Below are 16,351 nucleotides of genomic sequence, written 5' to 3'. Positions count from 1 at the left end.
AAATTTTCATGAAAATTGCGATCGCCCAACTGAATCCGACTATTGGTGACTTGGCTGGCAATGCTCAGCAAATTCTCAACGCTGCACAGGAGGCAGCGGCTCAGGGAGTTCGGCTGTTGCTGACAACAGAGCTATCGCTGTGTGGCTACCCGCCACGAGATTTGCTGATGCAGCCCAGCTTTGTGGATGCGATCGCTATCACCCTGCAACAACTTGCGCGAAGTTTGCCGCCACAGTTAGCCGTGTTAGTTGGGATGGTGGAGTCGAATGGGCGATCGCCCCAAGATGGTGGCAAAGCGCTGTTTAACAGCACCGCACTGCTAGAGAGGGGCAAGGTGCAGCAAATCTTTCATAAGCGACTGCTGCCCACCTACGACGTATTTGACGAAGATCGCTACTTTGAGCCGGGGTTACAGAGCAATTCCTTTACTCTGGATGGACTTCGCATCGGCGTGACGATCTGCGAGGATTTGTGGAACGACGAGGAGTTTTGGGGCAAGCGCAACTATACGGCAAATCCGGTTGCTGATCTGGCTAATCAAGGGGTTGACTTCATTGTGAATCTGTCTGCCTCACCCTACAGCGCAGGTAAACAGCGCTTGCGAGAATTGATGTTGCAGCACGGTTCCAAACGCTATCAGCAGCCGCTCATCTACGCTAATCAGGTCGGCGGCAATGACGACCTGATTTTTGACGGCAGCAGCGTTGCCTTTAACCGCCAGGGTGAAATGGTGGGTCGGGCAAAAGCGTTTGCGGAAGATTTGGTTGTTCTAGAATTTGATTCAGCTCAGTCCGATTTTCAGGTTGGTGCAATTGCTCCCCAACCTGAAAATGACGATGCCGAAATCTGGTCAGCACTGGTGCTGGGCGTGCGGGACTATGTGCGGAAATGCGGTTTTTCTAAAGTCGTAATCGGTTTGAGCGGTGGGATTGATTCTTCGCTGGTGGCAGCGATCGCCACTGCTGCATTAGGTTCCGCGAACGTCCTGGGGATTCTCATGCCCTCCCCTTACAGTTCTGACCACTCCGTCACCGATGCACTGGAACTAGCCCGAAACTTAGGCATCCAGACGCACACGCTGCCCATCGATAAACTGATGCACACCTATGATGAGACTTTTGCCGACCTGTTTGCAGGCACCAAATTTGGCATTGCCGAGGAAAACATTCAGTCTCGCATTCGCGGCAACCTGCTAATGGCGGTTTCTAACAAATTTGGGCATCTGCTGCTTTCTACAGGCAACAAATCTGAGATGGCTGTTGGCTACTGCACGCTGTATGGAGATATGAACGGTGGGTTAGCCGCGATCGCCGATGTCCCCAAAACCCGCGTCTACTCTATCTGCCAATGGCTCAATGAAAGAATGAAGGATGAAAACGGAAGGAGTAGTCAAAGTTCCCAATTCCCAATCCCTAACCCCCAAACCCCAATTCCGCCTAATGTCCTCGTTAAACCCCCCAGTGCCGAACTTAAACCCGGACAGGTCGATCAAGATTCCCTTCCGTCATACGAAATTCTGGATGACATCCTCGATCGCCTAATCCACCAGCACCAATCGCCAAATGAAATTGCCGCAGCAGGACATGACCCAGCCCTAGTTGAGAAAGTGAGCAGACTGGTAACTCGCGCCGAATTCAAGCGCAAGCAAGCTCCTCCAGGGTTAAAAATTACCGATCGCGCTTTTGGAACGGGGTGGCGAATGCCGATCGCAAATCGGTGGGTGGGCACCATTCAGCCAGCTACTAATCTACCCGCTAGTTCCGGGAAGCAGACAGCCGCTCAGAGCTACTAACGCCACCAAAGTACCTTCGCACTACTTTTTTGACCCTTCCGCGCCAGTCACCTCCGCGATAACGAAGTCCGATGCGCTCTATCGCCCGTACCAAATCATGTCGCCCTCTAGCTTGTAGATGTGGAATCAAATCCTCATAGCAAGACATACGGTAGGGAGTCTTGATAAACACCCGTTTCACCAGCATCTCTTCAGAAAATTCAACTTTAGGAAAAGTGCTAGCTTGCTCTAGTTTTCCAAGTGCCAGCAGCGCTAGTGTGGTTCGGATGCATTTGTCACATTTGCCGCAGTTCAGCATACCGGGCTGCATCTGTCGCACTTTGGTACAGACCTTCAGGTTTTGCAGCGCTACATCCCAGTCGGCAACAAGCTTCGTCTTGTCTAGCCTTGATAGAGTGACGCCATCATGCTGAATTTTTAAGTCATAACTACTGTAATTGGGATCAAGCAACGGGTGGGAGCCATGAGGAAACAAAGATGGAATGTTGCCTGTTGAAGCAATGGACATTCGACCGAACCGCGGGCCAAACGCATGGGCAACCGAAGCAAGAGCGGCTCCCTGAAACTCATTGCTCCAGAAGTAGGTGTCAGTATTAAGCTGTCTGACGTTGGTGTAAACCGGAATCAAATTTACTCCAGCATCTTGGGCTACGTTTGACATAGAAGCCACCAAGCGATCAAAAGCGTCTAAAAACTGTTCGTTTTCCTCTATCTCATCTCCACCAGAACTGATGCCATAGATGGTCAATCCATCTTTGAACGAATTGGGATGCTCTCGTGGCACAGTCAAACGGTTGTGGCGCAACGTCGCAAGGGAATCAATTCCACCTGAGAAAAACCAGCCTGCTCTCTGGGGTGTAGTACTTTGAGCAGGTGTTGTTCGAGTTTTGGCGTGAATTTCAACGGGTTCGCGGTTCAGCTCATACCAGTGGCGAATCCAGCCCATTGCAGTCATTAATCCATCAAGCAATTCTGGACAAATTTCTGCATCTATCGAGATCCGCTTTTCGCCATGATGCAGAGCGGGCACAATGCTGGCAACTAGAAACGCATGAGGGTTACAGGATAAATCTTGAGCAAAATCTGAGGTAGTTTCAAAATAGATTTCTTGAGTGGGGCGATCGCAATCTTCCCAAACAACTGCCGCCGAAACCCGCTTTAATCCAGCAGTGTTTTTTGATTTAAGATTTTCAATTCTCATAACGAAATCCAATTTATGTGAGGTAACTCAGTCTTTGGAGTTAAATTATGTGAAAATACGTATCCTGGTAGACTGAACTCGCGGTATCAGGTGACTTACTATCCGATGGGAAAGAATGATTTTTTCCCTTCTGCCAAAGCTTTACCCTTGATCCTACGGTGGGGGTGGGGCAAAGTCTTTCGTGTTTTAGTAAAGTTTATAAAGTTTTGATGAAGCATCAGTCCTGAGCTAGCACGCTTTACCTCTGGATAACCGAGAAAATACGGAGCAGGTTGGACCAGCCGCTTAACCAGATCGCTACAAATGTATGAGTGCTGCTATACAGTTTGAGTGTGGAGTATTTTTCTTGGAATCCCCCTCAAATGGCAGTTACTACTCAGCATCTCATCCGCCTCAAACAGCAAGGAAAGCCGATTGTTGCGCTTACTGCCTGGGACTATCCCTCTGCAAAATTGATTGACCAGGCTGGAGTAGACCTGATTTTAGTAGGGGACACGCTGGGCATGGTCGTGTTGGGCTATGAAACAACTATCCCTGTCACCTTAGACGAAATGTTGCACCATGCAAAGGCAGTGCGACGTGGTGTAAAACAAGCCCTACTTGTATTTGATTTACCGTTTCTAAGTTATCAAGAAAGCTCGACCCAGGCGCTACACTCAGCAGGCCGTGCCTTGAAAGAAACGGGGGCACAGGCGATTAAGTTAGAAGGGGGCTATCCTCTCATGGTTGAGACGGTGGCTCAGCTGGTGCAGGTTGGTATTCCGGTGCTGGGTCACATTGGTTTAACGCCTCAGTCGGTTCACAAGTTTGGCGGTTTTAGAAAACAGGGCAATTCACCAGAAGCAAAAGAGCAAATTTTGCAAGAGGCGATCGCCCTCGAACAAGCTGGAGCCTTCGCTATCATCCTGGAACACATTCCCTCGGACTTGGCGCAGCAAATTTCCCAAAAGCTAACCATCCCCACAATTGGCATTGGTGCAGGCCCATATTGCGACGGACAGGTGCTTGTGACACACGACCTGCTTGGCTTGTCCGACTGGCAACCACCCTTTGCCAAAACCTATGCCAACCTACAAGAGACGATTACTCAGGCAGTGCAAACCTACAGCACAGAAGTAAGAGAACATAAGTTTCCAGTAGAATAATCTCGCCACTAAGGAACCGAAATTAGATAATCTGTGCATCGCCTTCTCTGTACGGGCTTGGCACTGCCAAGCCCCTATCCAAGCAATTGCATTTTGTGTAATCCTTATTCCTAAGCATAAAGCGCTGCAACGTATTCCTCATAGCCGTTGTAGAGCAATGTTGGGCGTTCTTCCCAGCTAAATTCAGAGCCGGAACCGATCAGCCGCTCTTTTGCCTGTGACCAACGGGGATGGGGGACTTGTGGTTCCACGTTCGCATCAAATTTGTATTCGCTGGAGCTGATAGTGTTCCAGTAGGTTGCAGGTTGAGTATCGGTAAACTCAATGCTGACAATCGATTTAGCCCCCTTGAAGCCATATTTCCAGGGCAAAACGGCCCGAATTGGGGCACCGTGCTGTTTGGGTAAGGTATGTCCATAAATGCCGACGGCAAAGAAGGCTAGCTCATTTGCCATTTCTTCGATTCGCAGTCCTTCGGTATAGGGCCAGGGTAAGAATCTGGAGTGCAATCCTGGACCTTTCGTGACTTGAGGATCGTAGAAAGAGGTAAATCGCACGAATTTTGCCTGAGGAGTTGGGTCAACGGCTGCAATCAGAGCATTCATCGGAAACCCGATCCAGGGAACGACCATCGCCCAGGCTTCAACGCAGCGGAAACGGTAAACCCGTTCTTCTAAAGGAAAAGTTCTTTGCAAATCGTCCAGGTCAAAGGTGCGCGGATTGTTGACCAGTCCGGTGACTTCAACTTTCCAATCTTCTGTGGGAAGTGCCTGTGCATTTCGCCAGATGTGTTTGCTGCCGCCATATTCATAGAAGTTGTTGTAGGTGGCAGCTAGCATTTCATTGGTCAGGGGGCGATCGCTGCCAGCATCCAAAAAAGCCGGATTTGGCGCACCCTGCAATGGACTGGTGCCCAACAGTGGCTCTTCTCCCTCAACGCTTTGAGCCTGACAACCCCACAGTCCTGCGATGGAACCGCCAACTCCAGCTCCTATCAGGGTTTTGAGAAATCGCCGCCGATTAAAAAAGGCTGCTTCAGAAGTCACGTCCCGTTCTGGCAGTTGCCATGACTGGGGAACCCGAATGAGTGCCATAAAAACCCAGAACCCTTACCGCTCTACACTTCTTAATATATAGGGTTCCTCCAGGTGAAACATCTTATTCTCAGGTAATTCTTATCTCAGCTTGCAGCAACCATTTCCAAGTTTATGAATGGACAAGTTATGAAGCGATCACCAGCCTTACTTTCATCTAAAAAAGTCTTTTAAGCAGTTCATCCCGCTCCATTTCAAAATGGTCGACAACATTATCCTCAAAATGACACTGCACCGCGTCTCGCAACATTTCCCGCAGTTCTGCCAAGGTTTCACCTTGAGTGAAGATAGGTTCACTGATCGCCTGTGCAACGTAGCTGCCTTCAGGATCTTCTTCAACTAATAAAGATAATTTCCGTCATCGTTAACTCTTTTGTAGCGCCTTTGAAACTTCCCCTGAATTTATAGTATCGGGTCCTTCGCACTTAGTTGGCAGGGCTTCAGGTGGTTCAAAGGCGATCGCCAATCGCACATCAGGCACCTGTCGCTGAAGGGTAGCAAGGTACATTTCAGCATCATTGCGACGACGAAAACGGGCGATCGCCACATTCTCACAGTTGGGCAGCAGACGATAGACCACCCAAGGATGAAGCTGGTCGTGATAAGTCATGGTGTTGTAGTGGTAGAAATGAGACACTAAAGTAGTGCTGCCCTTTTCTATTTGGGCAATTCACTACTCTTAAATTTCATACGCCATTATGACGCGCCAAATGGTTGTACGTCAACATGGCGCGCCAAATTCGTTGATGAAGAAAGACAGGCGACCTCAGGAAAGCGATTCATCCATTGAGAAGTTGAGGATTCAGCGCACAAACTTGTCACAGGCTGAATTCGCGGTTCAGTGTGGCATTCCGCTACGGACTTATCAACGCTGGGTGTCAGGAGAGACTGAGCCAAAGCTGACCCCTCGCCAATGGAAAACCTTGATGCAGATTTTAGAAATTCAATCTGTTGATGAAATACCAGATGACTTTTCTCCCGGTTGAGCAAAGTCCCCCGGTTGAGCAGAGGAAGCTGGAGCTTCCGAATTAGCATTACCGGGCTAGAGCTTGGTAACGAGCAAGCCCTTCTTTCCCCTCTCCCCTGCCTGTGAAAACAGAACTTCAAGAACGAGCCGATGTCTTAGCTGCCAATTTACAGCGCAGTATTGATACCTGTTTTGAGGTGTTGCGTTCGATTGGGCAGCTTTATGGTTCAGCGGAGTGGGTAGGGCGGCAAGATTTTGGTCGATTTGTGCAGCCTGTGCTGCTGCGGCATTCAGGCATTCAGGCATTGGAATGGCTGCCCCGGTTGCAGGAGTGCGATCGCCCCCTATTCGAGAAAACTCTCCGAGCTGAGGGCTATACAAACTTTCAGGTAACAGAGCGCACAGACGGGCAACTGACCAGAGCGGCAATACGTCCAGAATATTTTCCGGTTGCTTATGTAGAGCCGCTCACTGGCAATGAGTTGGCACTGGGGTTTGACCTGTTTTCGGATGCAATTCGGCGGACGGCGCTGGAACGGGCCCGAGATACGGGGGCGATCGCCATCAGTGGTAGGGTCGAACTGGTGCAGGAAACTCAGCGGCAGTTTGGCTTTTTGGTAATTTTGCCGATTTACCGGGGTGCACCCGGAGAAACCATTGCAGAAAGGCGCGATCGCCTCCAAGGATTCGTTTTAGGCGTCTTTCGGGTAGCAGACGTGGTTCGGGCTTCGTTGTCCGGGTTGAATCTAGACAACATCAACTTCTTTCTGTGTGATCAGTCCGACCAGCCCGACAAAGCATTTTTGGCTACTTATGAAGCTCAGTCTCGACGGGTGCTTGCTAGCCCAGCCGAGGAAAGGGGCTTTCAGGAACACCACTCCTTTTGGCAAGAAAAGCTGTCAGCTCAGGACAATTCAATCTGTAGCCGCAGTTTTACCATTGCCGATCGCCACTGGTCGCTCTTGCTATTGCCCACGTCTGCCTATGTCGATCGAGAAGAGCTATACAAGCAAAGCCGCAGTCTGGCAGATGCAGCGACGGCTGAGGCTGAAAAACTGAAGCAGGTTTTGCTCAATCTGCAACAAACGCAGGCGAGATGGTTTCTAGAAAAGCGATTGATTGCGGTTGGAGTCGGGCTGGTGTTTCTAGTGCTGGGCAGCGTCAACTTGGTTGCTCACCGCAGCATAACTCGCCTGACCGCAAGCACAAACGGCATGGAACGCACGTATAGCACGATGGCAAGTTTGGCGAAGATCTTAGCGATCGCCACGGATACCAAAATTCGGTTAGAGAATGTAGAACTTCCTATTTCAGAAACGGTACCCGCGATTGAGCAAGTTGATGCTGAAAGCGTGGGGACAATCACTTCCGAAGTAGCATCTTTGCGCCAAGCCATTGCCCCGGATGCTGCTCAGCAAAGCCGCCTGGATCTGCTGGAGCCGCTACTTTCTCAACGCCTTACCTCACTTCAGCAAACCCTGCCACAGCCTCAGAACAATGGTGGCGATCGCCAGCTTCAGCAGCAGATTCAGCAGGTGATTCGTGAAATGGAGCAAGTGGAGCGATCGCGCCTTCAGCAATGGGAAACGCAGGCAGCCGATAGCGTTCGCAGCATTTTTCTAATCAATATTGGTGGCATTCTTCTGAGTGCGGCACTGTTGGTTTGGGTGTATTACCTGCTGCATCGCCAAATCAATGAACGCCAGCAAGTTGAGGTTGCCTTATTTGAGGCAAACAGTCAGCTAGAAATGGAAGTGCAAGAGCGATCGGCAGAACTGGCACAAACCAAGGAAATTAGCGATCTGAAGCAACGTTTGTTTTCAATGGTTTCCCACGAATTTCGTACTCCCCTAAGTACGATCCTGCTCTCGACCCAACTGTTGTCCGGTAGTTCTGAAGATTGGGCAGAGGAGAAAAAGCGAAAGAACCTGTCGCGCATTCAGTCTGCTGCCAAAACCCTGGCACAGCTTTTGAACGATATCCTGACGCTCAACCGCGCCGAAGCCGGGAAGCTAGAATTTCGTCCAGAACTCCTCAATCTAGAACCTTTCTGCCAGCAGATTGTCGAAGAAATGCAGCTCAGCACAGGCAGATCTCAGATCGAATTCACCCAATACGGCTACCCGACTCCGGTAAAACTCGACAGCAAACTGTTGCACTCCATTCTGACGAACCTGCTCTCGAACGCTGTGAAGTATTCTCCGCCTGACTCAACCGTGTTGCTCAGCTTGATTTACAATCCGGGTTCAGTTGTGTTTCAGGTCAAAGATTACGGCATTGGCATCCCCCCAGAAGATCAGCAGCGAATTTATGAAACCTTTTACCGCAGCAAAAATGTGGGTGACATTGCAGGCACCGGTCTAGGATTAGCCGTTGTGAAAACCTGCGTAGATTTGCACGGGGGACTGGTTGCAATGACGAGTGCGATCGCCACTGGCACTACTTTTACCGTGACCTTGCCGCAATAGGAACAGAGTCTAGTGAAGGGTAGTGCGGCTGAGTCGTACTACCCTTCACTAGAAGATCTCAATTTATGCCTTTAGACCATGTGAACTCTGCCAAAAGGTCATTCAAACGACAAATTGAATGCACTAGAAATAGAAATGACCAACATTGTAAACACTGTTTCTATTTCTATGAAACCAATGACTAATTTGTTTGCTGCTATGGGACGTTGGGCTGTGACCGCCCTGTTTTGTGTTTCAGCGATCGCCTTTGTTTGGCAGGGTGCATTCTTCTCAAACACCGCCGCAATGGCTGCTCCGGGTACGCTCGTAATCGCTGCAAGAACAGAGACCGGTAGCGAGATTCAGCAAGACAACAAAGGCTTTGTTCAGGATGCGGCAGAGAAGGTTAAGGATGCTGCTAATAGCAACGCTAACCGAGTTGATGATGCAACTGACAATGGCAGCTCTATCGGACGCAAAGCTCAAAGAGATGCAGCCCGCATCGAGAAAAGAGCGAATGAAGATGCATCTCGGACTCAGAGAGCGATCGACAACAATGTAAATGCTGTTGAACGTGCTGTTGACAACATCAAAGATGTTTTCAGCAAGTAAGCAATAGTCGATAGCGTCGCTATAAGAAAGCGGTTGAGAACTAGTTTAGGCTAGAACTTCAACCGCTTTTTCAGTTGGATGAGCCTGAGTATTGTGAATAAAACAATTTAGAAAGGACGAAGTTAGCTTAATAACTCCATCCTTTCTAGATTTTGTTGCTTCATCTAAGGATTGATAATGCCATAGTAAAGACCCGCTATAAACAAGAGAAGCGCAAGTATAACGCCTACGAGACTAAGTCCAAACGCGTAGGAAGGAGTCTCGTCCTCATCTAAAACATCTTCTTTCAAGCGTGCTTCTTTTTCCGCTTGTGTAGCTTGATGGGGTGGAGAATCGTTGACGGCAAAGGCAGAATTTCCAGACCTTTCTAAATCCATTTCAGTAGTGTTCATGAGTTTTCTTAATACTTCATTAGTAACGTCTCTACTATGTTCTCGCTCAATATCAAGATCTGCCTCTTTCGTTTGGGTTTTCTAAAGTGAGTTTTTCTCTGACAAAGGAAGTAAGGCAAACCTAAGAAGTAAGACTATTAGTAATAAATTTTGTTAAGAGAAGAATAAATCCACCCTTAGTTGGAGAACATTTAGCATCACTTCCTGAATTAAGAAGCATCATAATCTCAGTCAAAGAACCGAACGCTAGAGATTGCCCTATCACTAATGCACGAATCGCCCAAAAAAGCCTGGACTGTAGCCTCTCTAGCAAAACAGATGCCCCTAGCAGAACAGATGCCCATGTCGCGATCGCATTCTCTAGCCCGATTTACAGAACTGGTTAGGATTGCACTTTCTGCGTGAAATAAAAATAAACTTGCAGAACCGTCCTCACCTATGATCTAGAGCAGAGGTTCAGATTAATTGCCTGCTTATGCCTGTTATCTGGGAGTTAGACTTTTACTCTCGTCCGGTGCTGGATGAAAATGACAAGAAACTTTGGGAGGTGCTGATTTGCGAAAGCCCCACAGACATCACCACTGAGCCTGATTCGCTGTTTCGCTATGCCAAATTTTGTTCTAACAGCGAAGTGAATTCGGTGACGTTGCGAGAATCGCTGGAAGAGGCGATCGCCCAAGCAGCTAAGCCGCCCTCCCGCATTCGCTTCTTTCGCCGTCAGATGGCTAACATGATCACCAAAGGCTGCGAAGATGCCGGAATCACTGCCTTTGCGAGTCGGCGCACGCTAGCGCTCAATCAGTGGATTGAGCAGCGAATGCAAGAGGTCTATCCCACTTATCCCACCTATCAGCCAGGGACCAATCCTTCGGTAGCAATGGCTGACAACGCGCCACAGCCCTTGCCAGATGCGCTAATTGGGCAACAGTGGGCGTTTGTCAATTTGGAAGCGATCGCTTTCAAAGAGATGCCAGAGTGGGAAATTGGCTTTGGTGAAGCCTTTCCGTTAGAGATGGCAGGCTTAGCGCCAGATGCTCGGGTTCCCGGTTTAATCATCTTCTCGCCCCGTGCTGTGCCGCTGGCAGGCTGGATGTCTGGGCTAGAGCTAGCTTTCCTCAAGTTCAACACTTCTCCACCGCAGCTTGTCCTGGAAACCGGAGCCGACAACGCCTGGATTCTGATCAACTTGCCAACCCCCGCCCTGCAAGCCGAAGCAAAAGCCTTTGAGATTGCTAAGCAGCAGGCAAACCAAGTACATTTCATCGCCGTGCAGACTGACCCAGAATCAGAAACCTTTGCCGGATTTTGGCTGCTGCAAGAACTGAACTTGGCGTAAAGTACCGCGATCGCACAAGATAGTAAACGGTCAACCAAGGAATACTATGGGTTCCGATAACTCGCCACAAATGTTACCGGCAGAGCAACTGCTGGATTTAGCAAAGCAAGCAGGCGCAGAGGCGGCAGAAGTGTTTCAGTCGCGATCGCTCTCTCGTCCGGTCTTCTTTGAGGCAAATCGGCTAAAGCAGCTAGAAAGCTCTCAGGCAGAAGGAACTGCACTACGGCTTTGGCAAGATGGTCGCCCTGGTTTGGCTGTTGCCTATGGTGCTGTTGAACCGCAAGCATTAGTCGAACGGGCGATCGCCCTCAGTCAACTGAACGACCCAGAAACCATTGAACTCAATGCCGCCTCTCACATTACCTACCCAGATTTGGGAGAAGCAGTAGCGGTTGAAACCCTGGTAGATTGGGGCAGAGAGGCGATCGCTCTGGTGCGTCAGGCTTACCCCGAATGTCTCTGCACAGCCGAGTGGGAATGTGAGGCAGAAGTAACGCGCCTGGTCAATTCTCAAGGACTGGACTGTAGCTACACTGATACCACACTGAGTTGTTATCTATCGGCGGAGTGGGTACGGGGTGAAGATTTCCTGAGTGTCGCAGACGGGCAAACCCAACGCGGCAGGCTCGATCCGGTGGCTGTGGCTGATCAGGTGTTGCAGCGGCTGGACTGGGCAAAAAACAACGCGGCTTCTCCCAATGGGCGCGTTCCAGTACTGTTTACCTCCAAGGCAGCAGACATGCTGTGGGGCACCATTCAAGCGGCGATGAATAGCAAACAGGTACTCGAAAAGGCTTCCCCCTGGAGCGATCGCCTGGGAGAACCCGTTACTTCCCCTGATCTGACCGTCTCTCAACAGCCCGAAGCAGGCCCGTTTAGCTGCCCCTTTGATGATGAAGGCACGCCCACCCAACCGATCACCTTTATCAAAGATGGTGTTTTACAGCTTTTTTATACCGATCGCACGCTGGGGCGATCGCTCGGCAGCGGCACCACAGGCAACGGCTTTCGCCCCGGCTTGGGCAGCTACCCCACCCCCGGATTGTTTAACTTGCTAATTCAACCTGGCTTCAAATCTCTTTCAGACCTGATCGCCTCCCTCGATTACGGCATCATCGTTGATCAAATGCTGGGTGGCGGTGCAGGCATCTCTGGTGAGTTTTCGGTGAATGTTGATTTGGGCTATCGGGTAGAAAATGGGCAGATCATTGGTCGTGTTAAAGACACCATGGTTGCAGGCAACGTCTACACTGCCCTCAAAAACCTGGTCGAACTTGGAGGCGATGCTGATTGGAACGGTTCCTGCTACACACCTTCAATTATTGTTGAGGGATTGTCAACTACAGGACGCAGTTGATGGTTAAGTTTACACAGGTAGACCTCTACGCCAGCGTTTTAACATTAAAGGCAGACGGATTACGAACAGCTTTAAAAGCGCCAACACATTACTTAAATTTTTAGACTGTCTCGCTAGATATAGAAAAGCTGATGGGTTAAGCCACAACTCCCCCTGCTTCAGTAAGTGCTGAGTCAAGCTCGTATTGTTAAGAGTATGTCTCAGTTCCTCTGGCAACTCTAGGCTAACTGGTAATCGCTTGGGACAAAAGTTGGCATCATATCTAGCATTGACCCAGGCTAGTTCTTTGCCTTTGTAAGTTTTGGCTTCAGGATGACCAAACCCAATATTTGTTGTAAAGGAAGTGGTGGGGACAAGATGCGTCTTCTGGTGATATAAAGCGGCAAGGGTAAATGTAATGACCCAGTCTGTTTGTCGATTTTTCTCCAACCAAAACTGGTTGATCATTGTTCTCTTAGTTTGAGAGGTAGCTGGAATTTTGTAAAACTCGCCAAAAGGATTGTATTGTTCTGATTGATTGGCTAAATTCAGCTCTTTCCACCGATCAGCCCAGGTTGCAAATCCCCAGCTAAAGACACGGTTAGACACGATAAAGTCTGTATCAGTCCGAGGACTCAACTCTGCTGGTAGGCTTGCATAGGCACTAATTGAACATATCTGTTGGTGATGTCGATAAGCTTCTAGAAGCCGACACATCCGATCATAAAAGTGTGGATTAGGAACAATATCATCCTCTAGATAAATCAAGGAATCATGAGAGGATAAAACTTCTGTTAGACCCAGAATTACGTTTTGGTCACACCCCAAATTATGATTTCTTTTAACGATATGGACAGGTACGAGTGTAGATAACTCTTCTAGTAGTGAAATGCACTGTTCTATCAAAGGTTCATCAGCAGCTTTTCTTGCCCCATCAATAAAACCAATAATCTTAGATGGCATTAGTGATTGTTGACGAACTGCTGCTAAAACTTTTTTGAGCAAATCAGGGCGGGTAAAGGCTACCAGGACAAGTGGAGGTAATTCTACTGGTAGTGGAACATCATTGAGGGAGGTAGGTAATGATACATAGCTAGTCATTCTCTAAAACACTCTTTTTTCTCTGTGAACGATAAAACCTGTGCTCTCTAAGGGCTTTTAGGATTATAGCTCATGGAGATTGGGGGTTGGGTTGGGTGATTTTACTTAAATGCCTGAGCAAACTTTAGCCAGTTGAGACCTAAACCATGCTTGGGCTGGATTGTGATGGCTGCGTTCATGCCACATCATCTTCACAGAGGAGGGAGGAATTTCAATGGGAACAGCGGTGAGGTAAAGTTGATCACTCATTCCACTTAGTTGAACCACTCGTGTTGGCAAAACTGCAATTAGATCCGAGTTAATAAGAATTTGGGGAACCACAAAAAACTGGTTGACCGTCAGTCCAATGCGGCGAGTGAGTCCTTGTTCCTGTAGGAAGGGTTCAAGCAAACCTGTTGTTTCTCCAGTCAGGGTTACAAGCAAATGTTTTGCTTCGGCGTAGCGGGTTAGAGTTAACTTCTTACCTGCAAGCGGATGGTTATGCCGCATCGCACAGACCCAGGTTGAGGTGAAGAGTGTGTGCGATCGCAAACGAGCATTGACCTTTAGAAATACACCAATTGCAAGGTCAATCTCTGCTTGTTCTAGCAGCATTGGAGCATTGATGTGAGTGTTGGGTATAGTCCGCAAATTGATGTTGGGTGCAAGTTTTTCCAATGTGTGGATCAAAGCAGGCAAAATCACATGGGCTGAAAAGTCATTGAGGGCGATCGTGAAGCTAGCACTTTGAACAGCGGAATCGAACTCCACTGGCTCAAAAGTTCGACGAATTTGAGTTAAAGACTCGCGAATAGGCTGCCACATTTCTGTCGCTTTTGGAGTTGGGCTCACTCCACTTGGGACTTTGATGAATAACTCATCATTCACCAAGTGACGTAAGCGTTTGAGAGCATTGCTAACGGCAGGTTGTGTCATATTCAAGCGATCGGCAGCACGAGTCACGTTGAGTTCTGTCATTACCGCATCAAAAATCTTCAGCAGATTCAAATCAAGCTGTTCGTAATTCATTTCAGTGATAACCCTTATGGTGATTGTTTATTAGACAATATAACCGTTCTGCCAATATCTTAGACTCGAAGAGCTATGGCAGAGCAAGTTATGAAGAAAGTACTCATTATTTTGGCTCATCCAAACTTTGCAGAATCCCGAGGCAATAAAGCACTAGTAGAAGCGGCTCAGGAAATTCCCTCGGTAAAGATTCACTATTTGTATGAGCGATATCCAAACTGGCAAATTGATGTGCAGGTGGAGCAGGAGTTTTTGAGAAGCCACGATTTGATCGTGCTTCAGCATCCGTTGCAATGGTACTCAGTGCCGCCACTGCTGAAGAAGTGGATGGATGATGTACTCACTTATGGTTTTGCTTATGGTGAAGCAGGTACGGCCCTTAAGGGAAAGGAGTTGATGCCTGTAGTGACAGCAGGTGGCTTATCAGAAATGTATGTGGCAGGAGGAGCTGTTAACTTCACGATGAGTGAACTGTTGCGACCCATTCAGCAAACTGCAAATTTTTGCGGAATGAGTTACAAAACACCTTTCGTCGTTCACGGATTTCTGCCGAAAGAGCTGGGAATTCCTGGAACCATTTCAGATGAGCAACTGTTACAGGCATCAAATTGGTACAAACAACTTTTGCAGCAATGTGTCGCGAGTTAATACTCACATTTAAGTGGAGCAATGTATGTCGCTTTCTATTCGATTAGTTCGAGCAGTCATTCAGGCTGTACAGCGATCGCACTTCAGAACGATTGTTAAAACAATGGCTTTTCTGCTCATTGCGCTCATCCTCACTTTGCCGATGAAATCACCGACAGTTAATGCAGCCCATGAGGAAAGTACTCCCAACGCAGGAGCTTATCAGTTTCAGGTAGGAAGTTTCAAAGTTGCGACGATTTCTGATGGATTACTAACACTGCCTCCTCTGCCAACCTACGCTCCAACAGCCGATCCGATAGAAGTGGAGAGAGCAATGGTAGAACGATTTTGGTCACCTAGCGACTTATCCCTCTATTTCAATGCAACGTATGTGGATACAGGCGCTCATCAAGTCCTAATTGACACAGGTGCAGGGATAGAGCTTGGAGCAGGGCTTGCAAAACTGGCGCAAAATCTTCGGAGTATAGGAGTTCAACCTCGAGACATTGATACGGTGATCATTACTCATGCTCATCCTGATCACATTGGAGGGATTGTTTCTCCTGATGGACAACTTACCTTTCCTAACGCTCAATATTACATTTCAGCCACCGAGTGGCAGTTTTGGACAACCCCCACGATTGATTTATCACTCCTGATCATTCCTGAAGCTTTCAAGCAAGGTATTGTTGCATCTGCACAGAAGCATTTAGGGGCGATCGCCAACAAAGTTAGTCAGTTTCAACCTAATCAAGAAATTGTTCCAGGTATTACTGCGATCGCTGCACCAGGACATACTCCGGGTCAATCAGCATTACAAATTAAATCTGAAGCCTCTCAATTGATGGTTACTGCTGATGTCTTCTTTAATGAAGCGTTTGATTTAGAACATCCTGAATGGCAAACTGGGTTTGACTTTAACCCGCAGCAAGCAGCAGAAACGCGGCGCAGGCTACTCGATCAGGTCATTCAAGATCGAACAATGGTGATTGCCTATCATATGCCGTTTCCCGCAGTGGGTCATATTCGTCTAAGAGGCGATCGCTATGAATGGGAACCTACCCTCTGGCAATTCGAGCCTTAGAACGTATAAAGTCCGCTAAAATCCTTCTCTTATTTTGAAGGACTCCGGACTGTCTCTATCTTTCTACGTCTGAAGTTCAGAAGCGGGCATGGGGAACTCTGTTCTTCTACTCAAGTTCATTAAAGAACAGCAATACTTCACGTGGATTTCACTCCTGATTTTGAGGAGTTTGAGGAGATTGTTAAAAAAACTTTCCTGATTCACGTTT

The 16,351-nt window shown here is 48.3% G+C and carries 16 protein-coding genes; 10 read left to right on the top strand and 6 right to left on the bottom strand.

The window, feature by feature from the left end; genetic code table 11:
• Positions 1-8: 8 nt before the first annotated feature.
• Positions 9-1,793, top strand: coding sequence for an NAD+ synthase (locus H6G00_RS27805; RefSeq protein ID WP_190799207.1), 1,785 nt, complete (start codon positions 9-11; stop codon positions 1,791-1,793).
• Here H6G00_RS27805 and H6G00_RS27800 read toward each other — a convergent pair.
• Positions 1,756-2,994, bottom strand: coding sequence for a hypothetical protein (locus H6G00_RS27800; protein WP_190799206.1), 1,239 nt, complete (start codon positions 2,992-2,994; stop codon positions 1,756-1,758). The genes H6G00_RS27805 and H6G00_RS27800 overlap by 38 nt on opposite strands.
• 362 nt (positions 2,995-3,356) lie before the next feature.
• Between H6G00_RS27800 and panB the strand changes: the two genes are divergently transcribed.
• A complete protein-coding gene (gene panB, locus H6G00_RS27795; protein WP_190799205.1) occupies positions 3,357-4,139 on the top strand; it encodes a 3-methyl-2-oxobutanoate hydroxymethyltransferase in 783 nt (260 codons plus the stop codon).
• A gap of 110 nt (positions 4,140-4,249) precedes the next feature.
• On the opposite strand, the gene msrP is transcribed toward panB, so the two are convergent.
• Entirely contained in the window at positions 4,250-5,233 is a 984-nt protein-coding gene (gene msrP / locus H6G00_RS27790; RefSeq protein WP_190799204.1) for a protein-methionine-sulfoxide reductase catalytic subunit MsrP, read from the bottom strand.
• A gap of 364 nt (positions 5,234-5,597) precedes the next feature.
• A complete protein-coding gene (locus H6G00_RS27785; protein ID WP_190799245.1) occupies positions 5,598-5,870 on the bottom strand; it encodes a hypothetical protein in 273 nt (90 codons plus the stop codon).
• Positions 5,871-5,931: 61 nt separating this feature from the next.
• Here H6G00_RS27785 and H6G00_RS27780 point away from each other — a divergent pair, with 61 nt between their 5' ends.
• The 3 genes from H6G00_RS27780 to H6G00_RS27770 all read left to right on the top strand — a co-directional run bounded on the left by H6G00_RS27780 (position 5,932) and on the right by H6G00_RS27770 (position 9,259).
• Positions 5,932-6,219: a helix-turn-helix transcriptional regulator gene (locus H6G00_RS27780; protein ID WP_242042539.1), complete on the top strand. Its 288-nt coding sequence runs from the start codon at positions 5,932-5,934 to the stop codon at positions 6,217-6,219.
• Positions 6,220-6,322: 103 nt separating this feature from the next.
• A complete protein-coding gene (locus tag H6G00_RS27775; protein ID WP_190799203.1) occupies positions 6,323-8,668 on the top strand; it encodes a CHASE domain-containing protein in 2,346 nt (781 codons plus the stop codon).
• A 177-nt stretch (positions 8,669-8,845) separates the two neighbouring features.
• On the top strand, positions 8,846-9,259 hold the full coding sequence (locus H6G00_RS27770; protein ID WP_190799202.1) for a hypothetical protein: 414 nt from the start codon (positions 8,846-8,848) through the stop codon (positions 9,257-9,259).
• Positions 9,260-9,423: 164 nt separating this feature from the next.
• Here the strand turns inward: H6G00_RS27770 and H6G00_RS27765 are convergent, their stop codons facing one another.
• Positions 9,424-9,651 carry a hypothetical protein gene (locus H6G00_RS27765; protein WP_190644289.1) on the bottom strand — a complete coding sequence of 76 codons (228 nt, stop codon included), beginning with the start codon at positions 9,649-9,651 and terminating at the stop codon, positions 9,424-9,426.
• Between the two features lie 267 nt (positions 9,652-9,918).
• On the opposite strand from H6G00_RS27765, the gene H6G00_RS27760 reads away from it, so the two are divergent.
• From H6G00_RS27760 to H6G00_RS27750, 3 genes are all read left to right on the top strand, one after another.
• Entirely contained in the window at positions 9,919-10,056 is a 138-nt protein-coding gene (locus H6G00_RS27760; protein WP_190644290.1) for a hypothetical protein, read from the top strand.
• A 70-nt stretch (positions 10,057-10,126) separates the two neighbouring features.
• A complete protein-coding gene (locus tag H6G00_RS27755) occupies positions 10,127-10,987 on the top strand; it encodes a Tab2/Atab2 family RNA-binding protein (protein ID WP_190681260.1) in 861 nt (286 codons plus the stop codon).
• Between the two features lie 46 nt (positions 10,988-11,033).
• Entirely contained in the window at positions 11,034-12,344 is a 1,311-nt protein-coding gene (locus H6G00_RS27750) for a TldD/PmbA family protein (protein ID WP_190644292.1), read from the top strand.
• A 9-nt stretch (positions 12,345-12,353) separates the two neighbouring features.
• On the opposite strand, the gene H6G00_RS27745 is transcribed toward H6G00_RS27750, so the two are convergent.
• Together H6G00_RS27745 and H6G00_RS27740 are read right to left on the bottom strand one after the other, a co-directional pair.
• Positions 12,354-13,424, bottom strand: a complete 1,071-nt coding sequence (locus H6G00_RS27745) for a sugar transferase (protein ID WP_190799201.1) — start codon at positions 13,422-13,424, stop codon at positions 12,354-12,356.
• Positions 13,425-13,529: 105 nt separating this feature from the next.
• Positions 13,530-14,432 carry a LysR family transcriptional regulator gene (locus H6G00_RS27740; protein WP_190799200.1) on the bottom strand — a complete coding sequence of 301 codons (903 nt, stop codon included), beginning with the start codon at positions 14,430-14,432 and terminating at the stop codon, positions 13,530-13,532.
• Between the two features lie 75 nt (positions 14,433-14,507).
• On the opposite strand from H6G00_RS27740, the gene H6G00_RS27735 reads away from it, so the two are divergent.
• Positions 14,508-15,080, top strand: a complete 573-nt coding sequence (locus H6G00_RS27735) for an NAD(P)H-dependent oxidoreductase (RefSeq protein ID WP_190799199.1) — start codon at positions 14,508-14,510, stop codon at positions 15,078-15,080.
• 25 nt (positions 15,081-15,105) lie between these two features.
• Positions 15,106-16,143, top strand: a complete 1,038-nt coding sequence (locus tag H6G00_RS27730; protein WP_190799198.1) for an MBL fold metallo-hydrolase — start codon at positions 15,106-15,108, stop codon at positions 16,141-16,143.
• The last annotated feature ends 208 nt before the right edge of the window (positions 16,144-16,351 follow it).

Source organism: Leptolyngbya sp. FACHB-541 (assembly GCF_014695875.1).
Lineage (GTDB): Bacteria > Cyanobacteriota > Cyanobacteriia > Elainellales > Elainellaceae > JAAUTN01.
This window is presented reverse-complemented; position numbering and strand designations above follow the sequence as displayed.

Coding starts and splice junctions, on each gene's coding strand:
- H6G00_RS27805 (WP_190799207.1), top strand. CDS start 9: ATGAAAATTGCGATCGCCCAACTGAATCCGACTATTGGTGACTTGGCT.
- H6G00_RS27800 (WP_190799206.1), bottom strand. CDS start 2,994: ATGAGAATTGAAAATCTTAAATCAAAAAACACTGCTGGATTAAAGCGG.
- panB (WP_190799205.1), top strand. CDS start 3,357: ATGGCAGTTACTACTCAGCATCTCATCCGCCTCAAACAGCAAGGAAAG.
- msrP (WP_190799204.1), bottom strand. CDS start 5,233: ATGGCACTCATTCGGGTTCCCCAGTCATGGCAACTGCCAGAACGGGAC.
- H6G00_RS27780 (WP_242042539.1), top strand. CDS start 5,932: ATGACGCGCCAAATGGTTGTACGTCAACATGGCGCGCCAAATTCGTTG.
- H6G00_RS27770 (WP_190799202.1), top strand. CDS start 8,846: ATGACTAATTTGTTTGCTGCTATGGGACGTTGGGCTGTGACCGCCCTG.
- H6G00_RS27765 (WP_190644289.1), bottom strand. CDS start 9,651: ATGAACACTACTGAAATGGATTTAGAAAGGTCTGGAAATTCTGCCTTT.
- H6G00_RS27760 (WP_190644290.1), top strand. CDS start 9,919: ATGCACGAATCGCCCAAAAAAGCCTGGACTGTAGCCTCTCTAGCAAAA.
- H6G00_RS27755 (WP_190681260.1), top strand. CDS start 10,127: ATGCCTGTTATCTGGGAGTTAGACTTTTACTCTCGTCCGGTGCTGGAT.
- H6G00_RS27750 (WP_190644292.1), top strand. CDS start 11,034: ATGGGTTCCGATAACTCGCCACAAATGTTACCGGCAGAGCAACTGCTG.
- H6G00_RS27745 (WP_190799201.1), bottom strand. CDS start 13,424: ATGACTAGCTATGTATCATTACCTACCTCCCTCAATGATGTTCCACTA.
- H6G00_RS27740 (WP_190799200.1), bottom strand. CDS start 14,432: ATGAATTACGAACAGCTTGATTTGAATCTGCTGAAGATTTTTGATGCG.
- H6G00_RS27735 (WP_190799199.1), top strand. CDS start 14,508: ATGGCAGAGCAAGTTATGAAGAAAGTACTCATTATTTTGGCTCATCCA.
- H6G00_RS27730 (WP_190799198.1), top strand. CDS start 15,106: ATGTCGCTTTCTATTCGATTAGTTCGAGCAGTCATTCAGGCTGTACAG.